A 22,223-nucleotide genomic window follows, 5' to 3' on the forward strand; every position below is an offset into this window, starting at 1 on the left:
GGATACATATCACCGCTTGAGGGAGAAATCTCGCGAGAGTGCCCTATATGCTGCATGCTGCCCGGCCGCCTCCGAGCCAATGACTGGTCCATTCGGGCGGCTATCACCTCTGGAGGGTCATTCGGGGCGTGGCCGGATAAAGCGCTGTTCCAAAACCTCGCTTCCCCATTGGCTGCCCGGATATTCCTCGGTGCATGTGAATCCATGGGTTTCGTAAAGATGCCGTGCGGCCAAAAGGCCGTTGAATGTCCACAGATGGGTTTCGGCAAAGCCCGCCTGGTCGGCGAAGGCGAGGGCGGTTGCGAGTAGCCTGCGTCCGACACCGCCGCCACGGATGCCGTCGTCGACGATGAACCAGCGCAGATGGGCAATATCCGCTCCAAGATCTTCACCGTCGATGGCGACGGAACCGATGATTTCCTGTCCGCGCATGGCGACCCAAATCGCATTTCTCGGGTTTTCAAGCCGGTTGCAGAAAGCTGCGAGGCCTTCGGCCACGACGGATTCAAAACGCTGGCCGAAGCCGGATGTCCGCGCATAATAAAGCGCGTGCATCTGCGTGATACGGGCAATAATGCCAGGCCTGTATCCCTGTTTGATGTCGACGGTGGAAGCAGGCGTGCCGGTCCTCGCTCCCAGCGCACCGGCATAAAGACGAAGCCCTTCGAGAATGGTGTGAGCATCCGTCGCCGTCAGTTGCGCCAGAGCGCCCGATACTTGACGGTTCGCAAAGCCATTGATGGCACTGACCTTCTCCCGGCCCTGTCCCGTGAGACGCAGCCGCTTGATGCGGCTATCCACATCGTCCGTTTGTTCGACAATATCGCCGGACAGGATGAGCTTGCGCAACATGCGGCTGACGCTCGATTTCTCAAGCCGCAACAGCTTTCCAAGATCCTTTGCCGTGATGCCGGGGCATACCTCGATCTCGATCAGCGCATGCACCGACGAGGGTGGCAAATCGGTACCGGCAAAATCACCCCCCATGAAACCAAGCTCGCGGACAAGCTGGCGTGAGGTGGAGCGAATATCGTTTATGGGGGGAAATTGTTCGGTCAAGTTCGATCCATTATGGTTGCATCTTGCAACTATAACCATATTGCACCTGGCTTGCCAAGATTGCGGCCGGCGTAAAAAGCTGGCCTTCTGCGCAAAAGCGGGCAATCTGCTCGCCAGGAGACTGACAATGGGGGCGAAACCGTCCTTGTTAGTAAGGTGGGTATTCTCCGAGGTCGTGCGTGGAGCTCTCCCGCGGTATTCGCGAGTGTTTATTATCCGGTTATGGAGAAGACATGCCCGATACGCCTCGATTTTTCCGCTACGCGGTTTTGGCCGCCATGTTTCCCATCGCGGTTCTGGGCCAGGTGGGAACACCGAATGAATATCGGGCGATCGGTATCGATGCCGTCGATTGCGACGGGCCGATATCCGTCCTGATTGCCGCCGCGCCGGCATTTGTCGCCTATGCGATCATCGGCTGGATGTTCATTTCCGGGGCCAAGCACCACCGCTCGCATGTCGCAGCGGTTTTCTGCGGCCTTGTCTGCCTGGCCCTCGCTTGGAATATCAGCATGGCGCTTCGGGAGAATCAAAGGAACGCGGCGGAGACGGTGTGCGGTTCCAGCAGTCGATTATGACCGAACGCCGCCCTTTGCCGTTCGGTGTACTTAGTGGAAGCGCAGATTTCGCCGCGTGAGCTGATCGACTGTGGTGCAGCCCATGAGTTTCATGCCGCGCTCGATTTCGATCCGCATTGTTTCCAGCGCCCGTTCCACACCCGGCTGCCCGGCGGCGGCAAGCGGGAAAAGGTAATAACGGCCAAGGCCCACGGCTTTTGCGCCGAGGGATAGTGCTTTCAGAACGTGGGTGCCACGCTGAACGCCGCCGTCCATCATCACGTCGATCCGGTCGCCGACCGCATCGACAATTTCGGCCAACTGGTCGAAGGCGCTGCGGGAGCCATCGAGCTGACGGCCACCGTGATTGGAAAGCACGATACCGCTGCAGCCAATCTCGACCGCGCGGCGGGCGTCGTCCACGGACATGATCCCCTTCAGGCAGAAAGGCCCACCCCATTCGCGCACCATCAGCGCCACATCGTCCCAATTCATCGAAGGGTCGAGCATCTCGGTGAAATAACGGCTGATGGAAAGGGCGCCGCCGTCCATTTTAATATGGTCGTCGAGCTGCGGCAGGCTGAAGCGCTCATGCGTGAGGTAATTGATACCCCAGGCGGGCTTCATGGCAAATTGCGCGATACCGGAAAGATTGAGCTTGAAGGGAATGGCAAAGCCGGTGCGCTTGTCACGTTCACGGTTCCCGCCGGTGATGCTGTCCACCGTTAGCATCATGGTCTCGACCCCGGCGCTTTTCGCCCGGGCCATCATATCGCGGTTGAGGCCGCGATCTTTGTGGAAATAGAATTGATAGACCTGCGGGCCACCGCTGATCCGGCGTGCTTCCTCGAGGCTGGTGGTGCCGAGTGAGGAGACGCCGAACATGGTGCCGAATTTCCCCGCGGCGGCCGCGACCGCCTTCTCACCCTGATGGTGAAAGAGGCGTTGCAGCGCTGTTGGGGAACAATAGACCGGCATCGCGAGCTTCTGCCCCATGACCGTGACCGACATATCCACATTGGCCACACCCTGCAGCACATCGGGAACGAGATCGCAGTTTTCGAAGGCGGCCGTGTTTCGACGATAGGTCACCTCGTCATCGGCCGCCCCATCTATGTAATTGAAGATCGGTCCGGGAAGGCGCTGTTTGGCCATGCGTCGGAAATCGTGGAAATTATAGCAGTCTTTGAGTTGCATCTGTCGCTCGGCCGGTCCGCTTTGAAAGCTCGAAAAAGATGGATTGAAACCTATACCGGGGATTGCGGCCGGGCAATTCTATCACCGGCGATTTTCTCCGTTCTCAGCTACGAAACTGCACCGGCAAGCTGCTCCGTGGAGACGGCGTGCAGGGCTTTGCCGGTATCGACAAAACTCTCGATATTGCCGATCGTCGTGTCCGCAATGTTCTTCAGCGCTTCCTGCGTGAAGAAACCCTGATGGCCGGTGACAAGAACATTGGGGAAAGTCAGCAGTCGCGCGAAGACATCGTCGCGCAGCACGTCATTGGAAAGATCTTCAAAAAAGAGATCGGCTTCCTCTTCATAGACATCGATGCCGAGAGAGCCGATCGTGCCGTCCTTCAGACCCGTGATCGCGGCCGGAGTGTCGATGATGGCGCCGCGGCTGGTATTGATGAGCATCACGCCCTTTTTCAAAAGCGGCAACGTCTCCCTGCGAATGAGGTGCCGGGTCGCGCGCGTGAGCGGACACATCAGCGCGACAATATCCGATGTACGGAACAGCTCTTCCCGCGTCCCATAGGTCATGCCCAGCGCCTCGCAATCGGGATTGGGATGAAGATCGTGACCGATGAGACGGCAGCCGAAGCCGGCCGCAATGCGTGCAAAAATCGCGCCGATCTTGCCCGTACCGACGATGCCCATCGTCTTGCCATGCAGATCGAAGCCGAGCAGGCCATCAAGGGCGAAATTTCCTTCGCGGACGCGGTTATAGGCGCGGTGAATCCTGCGGTTGAGCGACAGGATGAGCGCCATCGTATGTTCGGCGACCGCATAAGGCGAATAGGCCGGCACGCGGGCAATGGTGAGACCAAGCTTTTCGGCAGCAGCGAGATCGACCTGATTGAACCCGGCGCAGCGAAGAGCAACGAGCTTCACGCCCATCCCAGCCAGTTTCTCGAGCACTGGCCGCGACAGATCGTCATTAACGAAGGCGCAGATCGCCACCGCTCCATCCGCCAAAGCGACCGTTTCAGGTGACAGGCGGGCTTCGCAATATTGCAGGTCCGTGCCCGGCCTGGCGGCCTCGTCAAGAAACTGCCTGTCATAGGGTTTGGCGCTATAGACCACGATCCGCATCTGTCTCTCCAGTTTCGAAACGAAAGCTGCCGTTACAGGGCGATGTGTCCTGCATGCACCTTAGCTGCGAAGGCCCGGTGCTTCCTGTCCGGTGCTTTCGACATATTCGGTATATCCGCCACCAAACTGATGGATACCATCAGGCGTCAGTTCGAGCACTCGGTTCGAGAGCGCGGCCAGGAAATGGCGATCGTGCGAAACGAACAGCATCGTGCCTTCATAATCGGACAGGGCCTTGATCAGCATTTCCTTGGTGTCGAGATCAAGATGGTTCGTCGGTTCGTCCAGCACCAGGAAATTCGGCGGATCGAACAGCATGGCCGCCATGACGAGGCGGGCTTTTTCACCACCGGAAAGAACACGGCAGCGTTTTTCCACGTCATCGCCCGAGAAACCGAAACAGCCGGAAAGGGCGCGCAGCGGTGCCTGCCCCGCCTTCGGAAAACGCTCCTCCAGCCATTCCAGAATGGTGCTGTCACCGTCAAGAACATCCATGGCGTGCTGGGCGAAATAACCAAGCTTGACGCTGGCGCCGAGGGTGACATTTCCGGAATCCGGCGCGGTCGTGCCGGTCACCAGTTTCAGCAAGGTCGATTTTCCGGCGCCGTTGACGCCCATGATGCACCAGCGTTCCTTGCGGCGTACCATGAAGTCCAGTTCGCCATAAATCGTGCGGCTGCCATAGGCCTTGTTGACTTTCTTCAGCGCGACGACGTCTTCCCCCGATCGGGGTGCCGGGGCGAACTCGAAAGCCACCGTCTGGCGCCGTTTCGGCGGCTCGACACGGTCGATCTTTTCAAGTTTCTTGACGCGGCTCTGCACCTGCGAGGCATGCGAGGCGCGCGCCTTGAAACGTTCGATGAACTTGATTTCCTTGGCGAGCATGGCCTGCTGGCGCTCGAATTGCGCCTGCTGCTGCTTTTCGTTCTGTGCCCGCTGCTGTTCGTAAAAACCGTAGTCGCCGGAATAGGTGGTGAGGCTGCCGGCATCGATCTCGATGATCTTGGTAACGATGCGGTTCATGAATTCGCGGTCATGCGAGGTCATGAGCAATGCGCCGTCATAATTCTTCAGGAAGTCTTCGAGCCAGATCAGGCTTTCGAGATCGAGATGGTTCGACGGTTCGTCGAGCAGCATCAAATCCGGGCGCATCAACAGGATGCGGGCGAGCGCCACGCGCATCTTCCAGCCGCCGGACAGTTTCGAAACATCGCCGTCCATCATTTCCTGGCTGAAGCTCAGCCCGTCCAGCACCTCACGGGCGCGGCCTTCCAGCGCGTAACCGTCCAGCTCTTCGTATCGCGCCTGCACTTCGCCGTAACGTTCGATGATGGCGTCCATCTCGTCCATCCGGTCGGGATCGGACATGGCGGCTTCCAACTCGCGAAGTTCCGCTGCCACTTCGCTGACCGGGCCTGCACCCTCCATGACTTCGGCCACGGCGGAGTGGCCGGACATTTCACCGACATCCTGATCGAAATAACCGACCGTCATGCCCTTTTCGACGACGACCTGTCCTTCATCGGGCTGGTCTTCCCCAGTTATCATCCGGAACAGCGTGGTCTTGCCGGCGCCGTTCGGGCCGACAAGGCCAATCTTTTCCCCACGATTGAGCGCGGCGGAGGCCTCGATATAGAGAATGCGGTGACTGTTCGACTTGCTGATATTTTCGATGCGGATCATGACAGGGCCTGTGAATGGAGCGGCCCTCCTATGCCACGGGCCGCTGCCGCTGTCACCTGCCGTGCTTGTCCTGCCAGCCATGCAGGGAGGACAAGCTTCGCTCCGAAGCCAGACAATCAGGGGAAAGGACGGTTCAGGCCTTTGCCGTCAGTTGGTGAGCGTGGCTATGCTGCCGGCGGCCTTGCGCGCGATTTCACCAAAGGCGGTGACGATCTGCTCCATATTCTCGGGCGCGTAATAATTATCGGCGCTGGAAGCGCAATATTGCAGCAGTGACTTGCCCTTGTCCGGGGCCATGAAGGCGACGCTGAAAATCTTGATGCCGTCTTTCTTGGCAGTCTCGCAGGTGGTGCGCACCGACTGGTCGATGCTGGAATTCCACGCGGCGCTATTTCCCGTCATTTCACCGTCGGTCATGAGGACGATATAGCGTTCGAAGGATTCACTGCCTTTCTCTTTGTGGTATTTCGCTTCGTCAGGATTGGCTTTTTTAAGGGCGTTGTAAGCGGCATTAAGGCTGCTGCGGGCATCCGTACCACCAGAGGGAAACTCCGGGATCTGTTTGTCGACATAGCTGGCAACGCCGCTCGTACCCCAGCCAATCGACTGAGCCGCATAGGTCTCGTGCGTATAGACCGAGGCACCCGTGCGAACGAGGTCGGAACCGCCGTTTGCGGTATAGGTCGGATCTGCCTTGTTCAACGTTGCGACGAGGAACCCGACGGCGGTCTTGAGCGATGCGGCCTTGTTGACATAGCAGGGCGATGTCTTGGCCAGGTTGGGATATTTGATCCAATTATCAGTCGTATAGTTCTGGCAAGAGGTCTTGGTCGTATCGACCGTATCCGTCTTGAAGGACATCGATCCCGAGCGGTCGAGCGCGAGATACATGGAGATAGGTGCGCCCTTGTTAATGGTGCTTTTTGCGGTGCCGGTCACCGAAAGGTCGAGTGTTTTTGCCCCGATAAAACCGAGCATCGGATTCAGCTGTATCTGGTGTTTGATCGTGGTTTCAACGGCGTAGGTCTTGCCGCGTGCATTTTCCGTAGCCGTGACACGGGTTGGAGAATTCTTCTCCAGTTCGATTTTCTCTTCCGCGGTCAGGTTCTTTTCCATCTGGGCCGCGATGAAGTTCTTGGCAATTTCCTTGATCTGTTCGTCGCTGAGCTTGCCCTCTCTCAGACGCGCTTCGGTGGCTGCCGCGAGTGCTGCAGAATCCGCAGTATTCTGCATATCCGCTTTTACCTGCATGACATTCGCAAGCTCCATGCCGGCACCGGCGACACCCAGCAACACAGGCAGCAATATGGCCGTCATCATGCCGAAATTACCGCTGGTATCGGCAAGGAAACGACGCTTGGATTTGTGAGGTGCGGGCACGGTCATTGGAGGCTCACCGATTAGAATATTCTATTGAGCGCAGGAAACCCGCAAACGATGTAAAATCCGCTAACGCGATCGGTTCAATTTTACGCAGCGTTCAAATTGACGCAGTTTTCGAAGTATTTTCAAGAATTGTTTGGCGCGGGGGTCGCAATAATACACATCGTGTCATTATTGGACAGGAATGACGTCGACGGCCTGTTTTATCTGCTGGTTGCCGTAACTCTTCAAGACGCCGATAACAGGCGCGACATCGGAATAGTCCCGCCCATAACCAACGACGATGTGGTCACTTCCGGCGACGATATTGTTTGTTGGGTCGAGTTCCAGATAACCGGTTGCCTCGCCGCACCAGATACGGACCCAGGCATGCATGGCATCGGCCCCTTCCAGCCGCTCCTTGCCTGGCGGGGGAATGGTGCGCAGGAAGCCGCTGACGTAACCGGCGGGAATGCCGAGGCTGCGCAGCGCCATGATCATGATATGTGAAAAATCCTGGCACACGCCGCTCTTCAGCTTGAAAGCTTCCGAGGGTGTCGTATCCACTGTCGTCGCCTCGCCATCATAGGTGAAATCCCCATGGATGCGTTTGCACGTCGCCAATGCGATTTCGCGAATGGTCATTCCCGGCTTCAGCAACTCCCGGGCATAGGCCGATATCGCCGCGTCCGAGCCTATTCTGGGACTGGTACCGACGAAATGGTGCGGCGACTGGAAATCGAGCGACCAGACCTCGGCAAGTTCCTGCGGCAGGCGGGAAAGCTCGGGCGAAAAATCGGCCGTCAGCGCCGGTGCCTCCACCATCACGCGTGCCTGCATGCGGATGTCGAGTTTCTCATGCGGCGCGCGCAGATGCACCGAGGTGGCCGACTGATGAAAGAAGTCCTCGAAACCGACCCGTTCTTCGGGCGTGGGTGAAACGTCGATGGAACCGGCAACAAGCCGCTGCCGGCCGGGAATGGAGAGCGGCAGAACGCGGATGATGTGGCGCGCGCCGTGGGCCGGCGTGTCGTAGGTGTAACCCATATGCAGGGAAAGATCGTAAAGCATAGGATTATCCAAGATAGGTGCGGGCCAGAACATCGGAAAGATGTTCCATGTCGGTTTCCAGCTGGCGATAGATTGCGCCGTTCATGTTTTCCGGCGTCATCACGGCGAGCCCGGAATGCAGACGCATCGCCTCGCGATAGAAGGGCGACATCTGGCCGTTGACGAAGGCATTCGGAAGCTGCTCCACTTCGGTGCGGATTTCGTTCAGCTGAAACAGGATCGAGCGGGGATTGAGCGGATCGAGTGCCAGGAGATCGGTTACGGTCAGACCCGCTGTATTGACGTTGTAGCGGCGGCGATGGGTCATGACGCTGTCGCCGATTTCAAGCAGCATGTCATAGGAACCATCGGGCGCATCCGGCCCGGTCATATGGCCGAGAAGCCGCGTCATATGCAGGCCGCGTTCGAGATAACGGCCGATCGACAGGAAACGCCAACCGGTGAAGCGATACATGTTTTCGTGCACAAGACCGGCAAAACCGGCAAGCTTGCGCAACAGGATCGTCATGGCATGGGTGGCGTCATCACCCGGCGCCACCTTGGCATGGAAACGGCGGGCGGTCTTGGCAAGATCGTTCAGCGCCAGCCATCCGTCCGGCGAAAAGCGGTCGCGAATGTTGCTGGCGGAATAGAGCGCGCTGTTGATGTTGTTGAGCAGGCTTTCCGGCACGGCATCGTTCATCTCAACGTCGAGCGCTTCGAGATAACCCGTCACATGGGCGAGCAGCGGCTGGCGCGGATCGGCGGATTCCGCATAACGTCCGTGCCAGGCACGCAGGATGCGCAGCGCGCCTTCCGAACGTTCGATATAACGCCCGAGCCAGAAGAGATTGTCTGCAGCCCTGCTGGGCAGGCTGCCCGGCATGTTGCGGATAAAGCTTTCTTCCGCCGGCAGAAGCGTGGTGCGTTCCACGGGTTTGTCGCTGACGATCCAGACATCCGCCGCGCTGCCGCCAGATTGCATGGCGATGGCGGACACATCGTCACCGCTGCCGATGCGGGCAAAACCGCCCGGCATGATCTGCCAGCCATCCTGGGTACGGGCGGCAAATACACGAAGGCTCATCGGCCGTGGCACGAGCTTGTTGTCGATATAGGCCGGGGTGGTTGAAAGCTTCACCACTTCCTGGCCCACCAGCCTGTGGCCGTCGGAGGCAAGCCAGTCGCTGATCGATTCCTTTGCCGTTTCGCGCAACGAGGAGCCGAGCACGGATTGGCCGTTATCATCAAAGAAAGGCAGCCGCGAATAGGCCGGGCCGATGACCATGCCTTCAATATTGCCGGCAACGTGGCGGCGTTCGGATTCCTGTCCGCACCACCAGGTGGCGATGGAGGGCAGTTTCAGTTCCTCGCCCAAAATGTGGCGGCAGACGCGTGGCATGAAGGCGAGCAGCGCCCGCGTTTCGAGAATGCCGCTGCCAAGCGCGTTGACGACGGTGAGCGCCTCATTGCGCAGCGCCTGCACCATGCCGGGCGTGCCGATATGGGAGTGCTGGTTGAGTTCCAGCGGATCGGAATAGGAGGCGTCGAGACGTCGCCACAACACGCCGATCGGTTTCAGTCCGGCCACGGTTCTGACCATGACGCGGCCGTTGACGACGGTCAGGTCCTCGCCTTCCAGCAACATGAAACCGAGATAACGGGCGATATAGGCGTGTTCGAAATAGGTCTCGTTGGCGGGTCCGGGCGTCAGAACGGCGATCCGTTCGTCGGGATGCTTCCTGTGCGCCTGCAGTGCATCGCGGAAAGCGCCGAAAAACGAGGCGAGACGATGGACATGGGTTTCCGCGTAGATATCGGACAGCGCACGGGTGGTGGCTACCCGGTTTTCAAGCGCAAAACCCGCGCCGGAAGGTGCCTGGGTGCGGTCGGCCAGCACCCACCAGTTGCCGTCGGGTCCGCGGCCGATTTCAAACGAACAGAAATGCAGATAATGCCCACTTGCCGGCTTCACGCCGACCATTGGTCGCAGATATTCCGGATTGGAGGCGATCAGCGCCGGCGGCACGTAACCTTCCTTCACCAGCCGGTTCTCGCCGTAAAAATCGGCAACCATGGCTTCGAGAAGATTGGCGCGCTGTTTCAGCCCTTCGGAAAGAACCGTCCATTCCCGGTCGTCGATCAGGACAGGAATATGTGAGATCGGCCAGTTTCTTTCGCTGCTGCCCTTGCCGTAGTCGCGGTAGAACACGCCGGCATCGCGCAGATAACGGTCGGTGCGGGCAAAACGCTCGTGCAGTTCCCGCTCCGACATGCGTGACAGGGCGGCTAGCAGGGTCTTCCAGACCGGCCTCACCTCACCGTTGGTATCGAGCATTTCGTCGGCAACGCCAGGCAAGGTAGAGTAATCCAGCCCGCGCGGTCGCGCGGTCGTTTCCGTCTTGCGTTCCGTTGCCGGGGCTTTGGACAATTTACACTCCGTATGGCCGGCGCAGATCGAGCGTCAGCGGAAATTCTGGCGACACGGTTTCCGCCATCAGCGGATATTGCCCGGCCGTATGTCCCCATGGTTCGAAACGGGCAAGGCGGCGAGCCTCGGCCTCGTTGCCGTTGACAGGAAACGTCTCGTAATTGCGCCCGCCCGGATGAGCAACATGATAGATGCATCCGCCGATCGATCGCCTCGACCATGTATCATAAATGTCAAAGGTCAAGGGTGAATTGACGGGCAGGACGGGATGCAGACCGGAAGAGGGCTGCCACGCCTTGAAGCGCACGCCGGCGACCGCGACACTGCGGTTTTCCGTTGGCGTCAGCGGCACGGCACGGCCGTTGCAGGCGACGTTGTAACGAGAAGGGTTGGAGGTTTCCAGCCGCACCTGCAGGCGCTCCACGGAGGAATCGACAAAACGCACGGTGCCGCCGATTGCGCCCTGTTCACCCATCACATGCCAAGGTTCCAGCGCCTGACGCAGCTCAAGCTTCGCACCCTCATATTCCACTTCGCCGAAGAAGGGGAAACGGAATTCCTGCTGGGCTGTGAACCATTCCGGTTTCACGTCGAAGCCGTTTTCCCTGAGGTCGGCGAGCACATCCTGGAAATCCGTCCAGATATAATGCGGCAGCATGAAACGGTCCGCGAGCGCGGTGCCCCAGCGCACGAATTTGCCGGCGGCCGGATTTTTCCAGAAGCGGGCGATCAGCGCGCGCACCAGCAATTGCTGGGCGAGCGACATGCGCGCATTCGGCGGCATTTCGAAACCACGGAACTCAACCAGGCCGAGACGACCGGTCGGCCCATCAGGCGAAAACAGCTTGTCGATGCAAATCTCGGCGCGGTGCGTATTGCCCGTTACATCCGTCAGCAGATTGCGGAACAGCCGGTCGACCAGCCATGGCAAAGGCGGAACGCCGTCGCCGGGGGCGGGCACCTGCGCCAGCGCAATTTCCAGCTCGTAGAGACTGTCGTGGCGGGCTTCGTCGATGCGCGGCGCCTGGCTTGTCGGGCCGATGAACAGACCGGAGAAGAGGTAGGAGAGCGACGGATGCCGCTGCCAGTGCAGCACGAGGCTTTTGAGAAGATCGGGCCGGCGCAGGAAGGGGCTGTCATTCGGGTTCGCGCCGCCCACCACCACATGGTTACCGCCGCCGGTGCCGGTGTGGCGGCCGTCGATCATGAATTTGTCGGCGCCGAGACGCGTCTGGCGCGCCTCCTCATAAACTGCCGTGGTGATATCGACGCAATCCTTCCAGCTTGCGGCGGGGTGGATGTTGACCTCGATCACACCGGGATCGGGCGCGACGCGGATGACATTGATACGTTCGTCATGCGGCGGCGCATAACCCTCGATATGGACTGGCAGTCCAAGTTCGGTTGCAGCCGCTTCCGCTGCCGCGATCAGTTCGAGATAATCCTCGATGCGCTCCACCGGCGGCATGAAAACGCAAAGTCTTCCGTCACGCGGTTCCACCGACAGGGCGGTGCGCACCGCGCCGCCGATTTCACCCAGCGTCTGCTCGATGCGTTCCTGCCCGGCTCCTTCGTTCGCATGGAACGAGGCTTCGGGCATGGCGCGGCCGGAGGGCGTTAAGACATCTGGAAGCGGCCCTCTGGGGATCGAAGGGTCGGCCTCATGGATATAGGGGTAGGCCGATGGTGGCACATAGGGCAGGGTGCCGAGCGGCAGGCGGTAACCGACCGGGCTGTCGCCCGGAACGAGGAAAATCTTGCCGCGCCGCGTATTCCATTTTTCGCTGATCCAGCGTTCGCCGGCGGCGCGCGCATTCCATGCCTGTACCGGCAGGATGTAGCCGGTAGGCGTCGTCAAACCGCGTTCGAAGACGCGGGCGATGCGGTTGCGCTCTTCCGGGTCTTTCAGTCTGGAATTGGACGGGTCGACATTATCGGGCAAGCTGCCTTCCTTGATGATCCATTCTGCAGGATCCTCATAGGCTGGCAGCACCAGATCAGGCTCAATGCCAAGCTGTGTGGCGATACCGCCCAACAGCTTCTGCGCATCCTCGGCCTTGACGCCGGTATCTGCGCCTTCCTCGGCTATCAGCGCCGGGTTCTGCCAGATCGGCAGGCCGTCCTTTCGCCAGTAGAGCGAAAAGGTCCAGCGCGGCAGGGTTTCACCTGGATACCATTTGCCCTGACCGTAATGCAGAAAGCCGCCGGGGGCGAAACGCTCGCGCAGACGGCGGATCAATTTGTCCGCCTTCTCTCGTTTCGTCGGCCCGACCGCGCCGGTGTTCCATTCATCGGCCTCGAAATCGTCGATGGAAACGAAAGTCGGCTCGCCGCCCATGGTCAGGCGGACGTCCTGCGCGTTCAGAACCCCGTCGACCTTTTCACCGAGTGCGTTGAGGTTCTCCCAGCTTTCATCCGAAAAGGGTTTGGTGATACGCGGTGTCTCGGCAACACGCCGGACCTGCATGTCGAAGGCGAATTCCGTATTGGCATGGCCGAAATAACCGCCCGAAATCGGTGCGGCATTGCGATAATGCGGTGTCGCCGCCAGCGGAATATGGCTTTCACCCGTCAGGAGCCCGGAGGTCGGGTCAAGACCGATCCAGCCGGCGCCGGGCATGTAAAACTCGGCCCAGGCATGCAGATCGGTAAAATCCACCTCGGTACCCGAGGGGCCGTCGAGCGCCTTGAGGTCGGGTGTCAGCTGGATGAGGTATCCCGACACGAAACGGGCAGCAAGGCCGAGATGCCGCAGCACCTGCACCAGCAGCCAGCTGGTGTCGCGGCACGATCCCTTGCCGGAAGCGAGCGTCTCCTCTGGCGTCTGGACGCCCGGCTCCATGCGGATGACGTAACCGATTTCCTGCTGCAGGCGGGCATTGAGACCAACGACCATGTCCACCGTCGGCTGCTCCGGGGTTCGGTCGACGGTGGCCATGAAGGCGGCGAGCAGAGGGCCGGTCGGCTCCGGCTTCGTGTAGATGGAGAGATCATCGCGCAATTCCTGCGGATAATCGAAGGGCCATTTTGTCGCCTCTTCCTCCACGAAGAAGTCGAATGGATTGTAAACGGTCATATCGGCGACAAGATCGACCTCGATCTTGAACTCCGTTGCCGGCTCGGGAAAAACGAAGCGGGCGAGGTAATTGCCGTAGGGATCCTGCTGAAGGTTCACGAAGTGATTGGAGGGTGAAACCTTGAGCGAATGGCTGATGACGTGGGTTCTGGAGTGCGAGGCGGGCTTTAATCTGATGATTTGTGGTCCAAGGCGAACCGGATTGTCATATTTATAATGCGTCAGATGATAGATGCTCGCTTTGATCGCCATTAATCTGCCTTGCCCGGTTTTCCGGTTTATGCGGTTGTCCGCCCCTCTGAAATTAACGGGATTTTGTGCAATGCAGGAAAAGAAAGCAAGGATCATTTCCGGGGGTAGAACATTGTTGGTTGAGGCCGCGCTGTCTGCCGCAGAAAGAATGGTCCGGGCTTATCAATCATCGCCGCTGAGATTTCGCCGGGATTGTGGACAAGGTCGAACGGCGTGTTATTGCTTGGCATCGCAAGGCGCAGAATCGCGACCCGCTTTCTTTGCCGATTGACGTTTCGGAATGGAATGAATGGCAACAACGGTGACCGACGACCAGCGCAAGAGCGCGGCGAACCTTTCGGGTTTCGATCTCGATTTTCCGGCGCAGCTGCGGATGATGGGGAGTGCCTTCTGGACATCGCCGGTGCGCAACCGGCTGATCTTGCTGTCGATTGCGCTGCTCACGGTGATATTGCTCACCGCCTACGGGCAGATCAGGCTCAATGAATGGAATGCGCCGTTTTACAACGCGCTTGAGCGGCGCGATCTCGATGCCTTCATTCATCAGCTCGAAGTTTTCGCAATCATCGCCGGGCTGCTGCTTCTCCTCAACGTCATCCAGACATGGCTCAACCAGATGACGGCGCTGAACATGCGCGAGGGTCTGGCCAAGGATATGGTCGATCAATGGCTGAAACCGGGTCGCGCCGCGCGTCTGGCCGGTTTCGGCACGATTTCGATCAATCCGGATCAGCGCCTGCATGACGATGTCCGCAATCTTGCGGAAAGCAGCACGGCGCTTTCGATCGGTCTGGTGAATGCGACTATTATTCTCGTCAGCTTTATTGGCGTCCTCTGGTCGCTCTCGGCCGGTTTTGCCATCACCATCAGCGGCGATACCTATGCGATCCCAGGCTATATGGTCTGGGCGGCGATCTTCTACGCCGGGTCCGCCTCGCTGCTCAGCAACCTCGTTGGTTACCGGTTGGTGGGGCTGAATGCCGAGCGTTATTCCAAAGAGGCGGAATTGCGCTTTTCCCTGATGCGGGCCAGCGAAAATCTTGCCGCCATTGCGCTTGCTCGCGGCGAAAAGAATGAACGGCGGCGGATCGGCATCGATATCGATGCGGTGCTCGGCGTCATTCGCGGGCTTGCCATGGCGCTGACGCATCTCACATGGGTATCGGCGGGTTACGGTTGGCTAGCGGTGGTGGCGCCGATCCTGATTGCCGCGCCGGTCTATTTTTCCGGCAACCTCACCTTCGGCGGGCTTATGATGGCCGTTGGCGCTTTCAACCAGGTCAATACGGCGCTGCGCTGGTATATTGACAATTTCGGCCCTATCGCCAGCTGGAAGGCGACCTTGCAGCGCGTTTCGGTGTTTCGCAATGCGCTTATCCAGATGGACAGCGTGGAGCAGCACGGCCTAGCGATCGACCTGCAGCGCAGCGTGGAGAATGAAAAAATCCGCCTGCAATCGGTGATCATCTGCCGTGATGCGGGCGGGCAGGATGTGGAACGCGGCTTCCGGCTGCGGGAGAACGAGGTCGGGATCGGGCCTGGCGAACGGCTGATGATCAACGGCGAACAGGGTGTGAACCGGCGGCTGCTGTTTGCCGCCATGGCGGGCCTGTGGCCCTGGGGGCAGGGCAGGATCGAGATGCCCGAACAATCCGACACGCTGTTCATTGCCCAGCACGGTTATCTGCCGGCGGGTTCGCTGCGCGAAATCCTGGCCTATCCGCGTGCGCCCCAGCGTTTCACCGATGCGGATTACGTCGCGGCACTGACCGCATGCGGGCTCGGGGAAATGACTTCCCGTCTCGACGAAAACATCCGCTGGGACAAGAAACTCGATTCGGATGAGCAGGCCAGCATCCGCATTGCCAATGCCCTGCTTTTGAAGCCGAAATTCGTTGTGATCGACGATTTGCTGGAAGGTCTGGAAAAACAGACGCAGGATACGTTGGCGCAGGTTCTGAACGGGATGGAAGGCGCGGCGATCATCTATATCGGCCGGTCGGAGACTTTTCTTTCAGTCCTTGCTCCGGCTGTGGCCCATCTTGACCACGCCTCCCAGAAGGAAACCAGCCCGAAACAAGACGGCACGTCGCAATAAGTCGCGAGGCCACGGGTCGGCTCATGGCTGCTGATCAGAGCCGCAAATGCCATTTTTCTGAGTTAAGCCGCGGCTGTTTGTCGAGGCTTACCGTGGTTGTCGGCTCCGTCTGCGGTCGTAGCGCAAGGGTGCCTGTCGCCAGGCTGATGGCGAGGATGCCGGCGACCGCCAGGACAATCTGGTCGTAGCGCCGCTGTATCGTGTTATTTCCACTCCAGTCATAGGCCATTTGCACGCCCCCGCGTTTTTTGGAATCGTGCCCCATCATGGTTAACCGAAGCTTACGATGGCTCTGTTATTCCTTGCTGTTTTGGAGGGGCTGCCGCGACAAATCGGCTATTGGCTGAAAGGACGGGGTTGTTTAAGTCCGGCAGCGGGAGGTTTGTGAAAGGAATTCAAGACATGGATCAGCAACCGCCCGCCGATATGGAACTCACGCTCAGAACGCTTGCCATGCCCGCCGATGCCAATCCGGCCGGCGATATTTTCGGCGGCTGGGTCATGTCGCAGATGGACCTTGCCGCTTTCGTCCGCGCCAATGATGTGGCCGGTGGCCGCACCGTGACCGTGGCAGTCCATGAAATAGTCTTCAAGAAGCCGGTCAAGATCGGCGATACGCTGTGTGTCTACACGCGGATCGAAAAGATCGGCCGCACGTCCGTCACGCTGAAGATTGAGGCATGGACCCGCAGGCACTATCAGGATTCACGCGACAAGGTCACGGAAGCCGTCTTCATCATGGTTGCCGTGGATGAGAATGGCGAGCCACGCCCGGTGCGCAAGGAGGCGTGAAGCCCCCGTTCTTTTCAAAGCAAATTCTCAAGCGCCGGCTAAAACACCGAAGAGCATGGCGCTTTTGCCTTCTCGCGAACGGATAATCATTCACTCAATACTTTAGAAATATCCAATTTATTTATCAATTTTTGCGATCAAGATGTGGAATAGGACGGGGATCAGGCTTTGACCATTCCAGGTGTTGTTATTATCGGCGGCGCTCACGGCACGCTTGCCCTTGCCCGCAGCCTCGGTGTCCTGAATGTGCCCGTCTATTATCTCACCCATGATTCACCGCTGCCGGGCTGGTCGCGCTTCGTGCGGGAAACAATCCGCTGGGCCGGTCCGCATGATGACGGGGCGATGGCATTTCTGCGTGAAATGGCTGAAAAACCGGGCCTGAAGGGCTGTCTGCTGGTGCCATCGGGCGATGGTGAGGTTCAGCTTGTTTCGCAGCATCGCGAGGAGCTTTCGGCGCTTTACAAAATCATTCTGCCGGAGTGGACGAACCTGCAGTGGCTGTGTGAAAAACCGCTGCTCTATAAACGTGCGGCGGAACTCGGCGTCAGCATCCCCCGAACCTATGCGCTGACATCGGCTGCCGATATCGACGGGCTGGATGTGATGTTTCCCGTCATTCTCAAGCCGCATATGGGGGGCGGCAACACTTCGATCGCCCGGGCGAAAGTTATCCGCGCCGATGACCGAGAGGAGTTGAAAGCGGCTTTCGTCGATGCGAGTGAAGAGATCGGTCCTGACAATGTCGTCGTTCAGGAACTCATTCCGGGTGGAGGCGAAAGCCAGTTTTCCTATGCGGCCCTGTGGCTGAACGGTGAACCTATCGCCGAATTTACCGCGCGGCGCGCAAGGCAATATCCCGTTGATTTCGGTTATACCAGCACCCGTGTCGAGGTCGTTGATAACCGCCAAGCGATCGAGGCGGCCCGGAAAATATTGAAATCGGCGGGCCACAGCGGGCTGGTCGAAGTGGAATTCAAACTTGACGGCAGGGATGGGGCGCTGAAACTCCTCGATGTCAATCCACGCCCTTGGTCGTGGTTCGGCCTTTGTTCGGCTGCCGGCATCGATCTTGGCGGCCTATTGTGGCGGGTGGCCAATGACATGCCCACCGGGCAGGCGGTCATCGCGCGGCAAGGTACGTCCTGGTCCTATCTTGTCCGCGATGCCGTTGCCGCTTTCACGTTAACACGAAGAGGGCAGGCGAGACTTGGCGATTATCTCGCCTCCCTTGGCAGGATCCGCAGCTGGGCCGCTTTTGCACCGAACGATCCCTTGCCGGGCATGATCGATCTGCCGCTGACGGCCTTGCGGGTGTTGAAAAAACGCATCCTTCCCGCCCTGGCGTCAGGACAATCGGCAAGGGCCATGTTGCCGCCGGTCAAACGCTTTGTGAAATATGGGGCCATAAGGGCGGGGCTGGAGGTGAGTTCTCTTCCTCCTGTCCGCTCGGCATTTCCATCACTTGCCGGGCGTGGCGTGATCTTCACGCTTCACCATGTGCGCCCGGGGCAGGCGGTTTCGGCTTTTGCGCCGAATGTGCAATTGTCCGTCACGCCGCAATTTCTGGAAGAGGCCATAAAGGCCGCGCTCGAATCCGGTCTCGTGCCCGTTCATCTGCATGATCTGCCGGCTCTGCTTGCCGACACCAGCGAAGTCAGGTCGTTTTGTGCTTTTACGCTCGATGACGGCTATCGCAACAATGCCGAACATGCTGCGCCGATCTTCCGCAAATACGCCGTTCCCTACACAATTTTCATCACGCCGGGTTTTATCGAGCGGAGCCGCAGTGTGTGGTGGGAAACGGCGGCGGCTCTGACGAAGAAGGTCACATCGTTCGAATTTGATTTTGGTGCAGGGCCGGAGCAGGTGGAATGTGCCACGCCGTCACAGAAGGTGGAGGCGTTCGCCCGGCTTGAAAACTTCGTCCAGGAATCCCCGGAAGATGAAGCGGTGGAAAGGATCGATCGCGTCGCGAGGCAGTATGGCATCGACCCCATCGCGATCGTGGATGACCTCGTCATGGATGCGGCCGAACTCACGACGCTGTCGAACGATCCGCTCGTGCATTTTGGCGCGCATACTATGACGCATGTGAATATGCGCAAGATCGATGCAACACGCCTCGTCCATGAGATCGAGGAATCGACACGCCGGGTAGAGGCTTATGTCGGCCAGCGGCCGCAATCCTTCTCTTATCCCTATGGCTGGGTCAGGGCCGTGGGTGAGCGCGAAGCGAAAGCGGTGTCGGAGGCGGGCTTTTCCGTGGCGGTCACCACGCAGGCCGGTGTTCTCGGTCCACATAGCCTCGAAAAGCCGGCGCAGCTGCCGCGCGTTTCGTTGAACGGGCGCTTTCAGAAAAAGCGTTTCGTCAAGGCGCTCATCTCGGGCCTGCCTTTCCGGTTTATCTAGCGGCTATATCTCCCTTTCTTCTATTGCCGGCCCTGAGGCGATGAGTGGCTTTGGCAGGACTTCGCCATGCGTATGGTATTTTTTATTCACATTCTTTTATCTATTGATTCCTGCGGCGCTTTAAGCGGCATGTGAACATGCCGTAAGAACGCGGCGTGCAACGTGTAATGCCAATGCGCGTCACCCGAAAAATACTCACTCAACAACCAGACTCCCAAGCCGTCTTCCTGACCTCGTGCATGACGAATAATTTGTGACATAAACACCAAATTCCGCTTGTCAGTCTGGCCATTGATGTTTATGAGGAGCGCGCAACGCAAGCGTTCGCGCATGCGGAGAGGTGGCAGAGTGGTCGAATGCACCGCACTCGAAATGCGGCATACCTGCAAGGGTATCGTGGGTTCGAATCCCACCCTCTCCGCCATTCTGAACCGTTGAATTTCTCCTTTAAAATGGGCTCGTGACTGGGTTTTGTACCTCACGTTGTACCAGGAAATTCGATGTATTTGACGAGATCGGGCAGTCGCTTCCGCTTTCAGATACGCGTTCCCTCTGATTTGACAGACAAGCTGGGTAAGACACCAATTCGCCTTGCGTTGGGTTGCGTCGGTGTCAGTCGAGCACAAAAGATCGCGCGTTTACTCGCTGGTCAGGCGGAACAGTTATTCATCGCCGTTCGAAGCAATGAATTGAGCGGGATGAAAATGGTGGACTTGCGCGGTCTCATAATCGAGCAGCTCGTGGAAATGCTTACCGCTACCGTTGATGAAGCGGTGGAAACGCTCGCTCTCCAGGAAAATGTTCGTCAAAAGGAACTGAAAGCCTTCAGGCTGAGGCATCAGAAGGAGTCGTTCCAGCGCGAAAAGGAAATCGAAGCCAAATTGAAAATAGTCGGCGAGCAAATCCGAGAGGTCCAGGAGCGGGCTCGGACGATTGAGGCTGGCGGCATAAAGGACGTGAGAGCTGAGCTTGATGGCCTTGCAAAGATGGTTGCTCTATCGCTCGATGGGGGACCTGCGCGGCCCCTACTCTCGGATGCATTGGAAGAATGGACGAACGACATTCGATACCACGAGGGTATCGATGCCAAGAAGGTTCGAACAGACCAGAATCGAATAACTGACTTCAAGGATTTTGCCGGAGACAGGCCGGTCAATAAGTATGAATTTTTCGATTTTCAGAAATTTGCGAACCTCCTTTCGCGCGTTCCATCAAATTATTCCAAGATTCCTGAGTTGCGCGGTAAGACTAGGCAAGAAGCGGCAGATTATAATGCGCAGCTTGATCCAGACAAACGATTAGACACGCTGGTTGGAAAAAGTATCGAAGATAATTACCTGTCTCCGCTTAGGATGTTCTTCCGGGATATGGCAGCACAGCATCAGTTTCGTTCGCCTTTAACCGATGTAATTATTCGTATACCGCGCGATGCAAAGGAATCTACAGATCGACTTCCTTTCGAGGTGGATGATTTGAACAAGTGGTTCGTACATGCGGTCAAGCAAAAACGCGCGGACGAGAAATGGCTGCCACTCCTGGGCGCGATTACCGGTGCCCGCGTAGGCGAACTCATTTTCCTTCAAGGGAAGGATTTGTATCCGATGATGGGGCCGAGTGGGGAGCGGTACTGGGTCGTCGATCTCAGGACCGACTTGACGGGGGAGAATGGGGCTAAGGAAAAGCGCCAGATAAAGAACAAGCCGAGCCGTCGACTCATCGCGTTGCACGAAATATTTGAGCAGACCGGGTTCATCGACTATGTCCGCAGCCGAGACGCCTCAGACTATGTTTTTCCAGCCGCATTCTATCATGGGAAAGACCGCGTAGAGGACCCCGCTGATGCAGCTAGCAAGCGTATGAATCGCATGCTGAAGAAGGTGGGAATTCACAAGACGCTCGAAAATACGTTCCACAGCACTCGACACAACGCGAAAGATGCCATGCGTCTCGCTCACGTTGATGAGCGCACCCATGACCTGCAAAGTGGTCACAGGCTTAAAACGGTGTCGCGTAGATATGGCAAGAAGCACCTGAAGACAGAGGAAATCGAAGTCCTTCGGGCAATGCCATTGCCGACCGGTCTTGACTTGAGTCCGTATCTTAAGGCTTTCCAAAAGGCTTGACTGTGGCCACACCTGCGGTGACGCTATTCCATCGCGTTACAAAAACCACAGTACATGAGCCAGAAAAAACGACATTCGAAGCAGGCGGAAGGAAGACGTCCGGCAAACCACATCCTTGTCCGACAGCTTGCAGATCGCCTCGAAGGCTTGGGCTTCAAGCCGTTCAGGTCGGAAGCGGAACGGTATCTGATCACAGTACCCCAAGACGGTGCCAGGCCGGAACTCCTGGAGATCGGTAGAGCGTCTAAAGGGGGGCGCATCTTTCGAAACAACGCCGTTGGCCGGGACATCGAACTGGTCAGCCAGTTCGGCGAATTTGCCAAAGAAGATGGGCTTCGAGATTGCCACTTCTGGAACATCTCCCTGACAGGCTGCAAAGCCAGAGTGTCCGAGCTTGTCACTGATGTCGAACGCTTCAATGCCGATATCAATCAGCACTTCAGTGAGCTGCGCAAAAAGCACCATTTTGAGTTATTGGCGCTAGCTTTGCATTTTCGATATGACGAAAATCAAAAAGCCATCGACTTGCATGCACATTTCGTCTGCCGATTGCCTCCTGGTGATCTGAGCGCAGCGCAGGCGTATTTGAGACGAAAGTTTTCTTTGCCCTACGTCGAAACGGACCCGATTGAAAACGCGGAAGCGGTTCTAAACTACATGTTGTGTGGAATATTCGACAATCACGAAATGGTTGATTGGCCGGATGAAGCGCTGGCTGCGGTCTGGGAGATGACGCAACAAAAACGCTACCGTTATCTTCGCGTTGGCGGAAGCTTTGCACGCTGGCGCAAGGAAAGGGCTGCCGGGAATGACAATGTTTCAGGCTATCAGAGACCCCGGAAGCCTAGCTACGTCCTCGCGCCTGGGCAGAGCCGCTTCTTAGCGCGTGTCACGGCAAAGATAAGAGGCAAGCGGGTTTCAGCCCTCCTGTACGAACGTCCTATCGACGATCAATACTGCCCTGCCGCCGATAGGGTGTATTCTACAGCGAGTCGCCGCGTAACTCAGGA

General features: G+C 58.1%; 15 protein-coding genes and 1 tRNA gene. 6 read left to right on the top strand and 10 right to left on the bottom strand.

The window, feature by feature from the left end:
- Positions 1–117: 117 nt before the first annotated feature.
- The gene (locus GSF67_RS19275) at positions 118–1,098 is read right to left on the bottom strand and encodes a helix-turn-helix domain-containing GNAT family N-acetyltransferase (RefSeq protein ID WP_050813482.1); all 981 of its coding nucleotides are present in this window, start codon (positions 1,096–1,098) and stop codon (positions 118–120) included.
- A 194-nt stretch (positions 1,099–1,292) separates the two neighbouring features.
- On the opposite strand from GSF67_RS19275, the gene GSF67_RS19280 reads away from it, so the two are divergent.
- Positions 1,293–1,637 (top strand): hypothetical protein, encoded by a 345-nt coding sequence (locus GSF67_RS19280; protein ID WP_006312886.1) that lies wholly within the window; start codon positions 1,293–1,295, stop codon positions 1,635–1,637.
- Positions 1,638–1,667: 30 nt separating this feature from the next.
- On the opposite strand, the gene GSF67_RS19285 is transcribed toward GSF67_RS19280, so the two are convergent.
- The 7 genes from GSF67_RS19285 to GSF67_RS19315 form a co-directional block, all read right to left on the bottom strand.
- Positions 1,668–2,813: an alpha-hydroxy acid oxidase gene (locus GSF67_RS19285; RefSeq protein ID WP_006312885.1), complete on the bottom strand. Its 1,146-nt coding sequence runs from the start codon at positions 2,811–2,813 to the stop codon at positions 1,668–1,670.
- A 107-nt stretch (positions 2,814–2,920) separates the two neighbouring features.
- Positions 2,921–3,934, bottom strand: coding sequence for a 2-hydroxyacid dehydrogenase (locus GSF67_RS19290; protein ID WP_006312884.1), 1,014 nt, complete (start codon positions 3,932–3,934; stop codon positions 2,921–2,923).
- A gap of 60 nt (positions 3,935–3,994) precedes the next feature.
- Complete coding sequence (locus tag GSF67_RS19295) at positions 3,995–5,617, bottom strand: ABC-F family ATP-binding cassette domain-containing protein (protein WP_128822070.1); 1,623 nt, start codon at positions 5,615–5,617, stop codon at positions 3,995–3,997.
- A 147-nt stretch (positions 5,618–5,764) separates the two neighbouring features.
- Positions 5,765–7,003, bottom strand: coding sequence for a TadE/TadG family type IV pilus assembly protein (locus GSF67_RS19300; RefSeq protein ID WP_006313463.1), 1,239 nt, complete (start codon positions 7,001–7,003; stop codon positions 5,765–5,767).
- Between the two features lie 168 nt (positions 7,004–7,171).
- Complete coding sequence (locus GSF67_RS19305) at positions 7,172–8,050, bottom strand: transglutaminase family protein (protein WP_006313464.1); 879 nt, start codon at positions 8,048–8,050, stop codon at positions 7,172–7,174.
- A gap of 4 nt (positions 8,051–8,054) precedes the next feature.
- Positions 8,055–10,460 (bottom strand): circularly permuted type 2 ATP-grasp protein, encoded by a 2,406-nt coding sequence (locus tag GSF67_RS19310; protein WP_006313465.1) that lies wholly within the window; start codon positions 10,458–10,460, stop codon positions 8,055–8,057.
- A 1-nt stretch (position 10,461) separates the two neighbouring features.
- The gene (locus tag GSF67_RS19315) at positions 10,462–13,788 is read right to left on the bottom strand and encodes a DUF2126 domain-containing protein (RefSeq protein WP_006313466.1); all 3,327 of its coding nucleotides are present in this window, start codon (positions 13,786–13,788) and stop codon (positions 10,462–10,464) included.
- A 289-nt stretch (positions 13,789–14,077) separates the two neighbouring features.
- Here GSF67_RS19315 and GSF67_RS19320 point away from each other — a divergent pair, with 289 nt between their 5' ends.
- Complete coding sequence (locus GSF67_RS19320; RefSeq protein WP_006313467.1) at positions 14,078–15,886, top strand: ABC transporter ATP-binding protein/permease; 1,809 nt, start codon at positions 14,078–14,080, stop codon at positions 15,884–15,886.
- Positions 15,887–15,920: 34 nt separating this feature from the next.
- On the opposite strand, the gene GSF67_RS19325 is transcribed toward GSF67_RS19320, so the two are convergent.
- Positions 15,921–16,115 (bottom strand): hypothetical protein, encoded by a 195-nt coding sequence (locus GSF67_RS19325; protein WP_035215581.1) that lies wholly within the window; start codon positions 16,113–16,115, stop codon positions 15,921–15,923.
- A gap of 173 nt (positions 16,116–16,288) precedes the next feature.
- Between GSF67_RS19325 and GSF67_RS19330 the strand changes: the two genes are divergently transcribed.
- From GSF67_RS19330 to GSF67_RS19345, 4 genes are all read left to right on the top strand, one after another.
- The gene (locus GSF67_RS19330) at positions 16,289–16,678 is read left to right on the top strand and encodes an acyl-CoA thioesterase (RefSeq protein WP_006313469.1); all 390 of its coding nucleotides are present in this window, start codon (positions 16,289–16,291) and stop codon (positions 16,676–16,678) included.
- Positions 16,679–16,846: 168 nt separating this feature from the next.
- A complete protein-coding gene (locus tag GSF67_RS19335) occupies positions 16,847–19,090 on the top strand; it encodes a polysaccharide deacetylase family protein (protein ID WP_006313470.1) in 2,244 nt (747 codons plus the stop codon).
- Between the two features lie 334 nt (positions 19,091–19,424).
- Positions 19,425–19,514 (top strand) — tRNA-Ser (locus GSF67_RS19340).
- 76 nt (positions 19,515–19,590) lie between these two features.
- Positions 19,591–21,213: a site-specific integrase gene (locus GSF67_RS19345; RefSeq protein ID WP_006313472.1), complete on the top strand. Its 1,623-nt coding sequence runs from the start codon at positions 19,591–19,593 to the stop codon at positions 21,211–21,213.
- Between the two features lie 36 nt (positions 21,214–21,249).
- Here the strand turns inward: GSF67_RS19345 and GSF67_RS19350 are convergent, their stop codons facing one another.
- The gene (locus tag GSF67_RS19350; protein WP_035215578.1) at positions 21,250–21,678 is read right to left on the bottom strand and encodes a hypothetical protein; all 429 of its coding nucleotides are present in this window, start codon (positions 21,676–21,678) and stop codon (positions 21,250–21,252) included.
- Positions 21,679–22,223: the final 545 nt, after the last annotated feature.

The organism is Agrobacterium sp. CGMCC 11546 (genome assembly GCF_013365515.1).
In the GTDB taxonomy this organism is placed as follows: Bacteria; Pseudomonadota; Alphaproteobacteria; order Rhizobiales; family Rhizobiaceae; genus Agrobacterium; species Agrobacterium fabrum.

Bases quoted from the DNA above. Each gene is read 5' to 3' on its own strand.
- GSF67_RS19275 (WP_050813482.1), bottom strand. From the start codon at position 1,098: ATGGTTATAGTTGCAAGATGCAACCATAATGGATCGAACTTGACCGAA.
- GSF67_RS19280 (WP_006312886.1), top strand. From the start codon at position 1,293: ATGCCCGATACGCCTCGATTTTTCCGCTACGCGGTTTTGGCCGCCATG.
- GSF67_RS19285 (WP_006312885.1), bottom strand. From the start codon at position 2,813: ATGCAACTCAAAGACTGCTATAATTTCCACGATTTCCGACGCATGGCC.
- GSF67_RS19290 (WP_006312884.1), bottom strand. From the start codon at position 3,934: ATGCGGATCGTGGTCTATAGCGCCAAACCCTATGACAGGCAGTTTCTT.
- GSF67_RS19295 (WP_128822070.1), bottom strand. From the start codon at position 5,617: ATGATCCGCATCGAAAATATCAGCAAGTCGAACAGTCACCGCATTCTC.
- GSF67_RS19300 (WP_006313463.1), bottom strand. From the start codon at position 7,003: ATGACCGTGCCCGCACCTCACAAATCCAAGCGTCGTTTCCTTGCCGAT.
- GSF67_RS19305 (WP_006313464.1), bottom strand. From the start codon at position 8,050: ATGCTTTACGATCTTTCCCTGCATATGGGTTACACCTACGACACGCCG.
- GSF67_RS19315 (WP_006313466.1), bottom strand. From the start codon at position 13,788: ATGGCGATCAAAGCGAGCATCTATCATCTGACGCATTATAAATATGAC.
- GSF67_RS19320 (WP_006313467.1), top strand. From the start codon at position 14,078: ATGGCAACAACGGTGACCGACGACCAGCGCAAGAGCGCGGCGAACCTT.
- GSF67_RS19325 (WP_035215581.1), bottom strand. From the start codon at position 16,115: ATGGCCTATGACTGGAGTGGAAATAACACGATACAGCGGCGCTACGAC.
- GSF67_RS19330 (WP_006313469.1), top strand. From the start codon at position 16,289: ATGGATCAGCAACCGCCCGCCGATATGGAACTCACGCTCAGAACGCTT.
- GSF67_RS19345 (WP_006313472.1), top strand. From the start codon at position 19,591: ATGTATTTGACGAGATCGGGCAGTCGCTTCCGCTTTCAGATACGCGTT.
- GSF67_RS19350 (WP_035215578.1), bottom strand. From the start codon at position 21,678: ATGGTGCTTTTTGCGCAGCTCACTGAAGTGCTGATTGATATCGGCATT.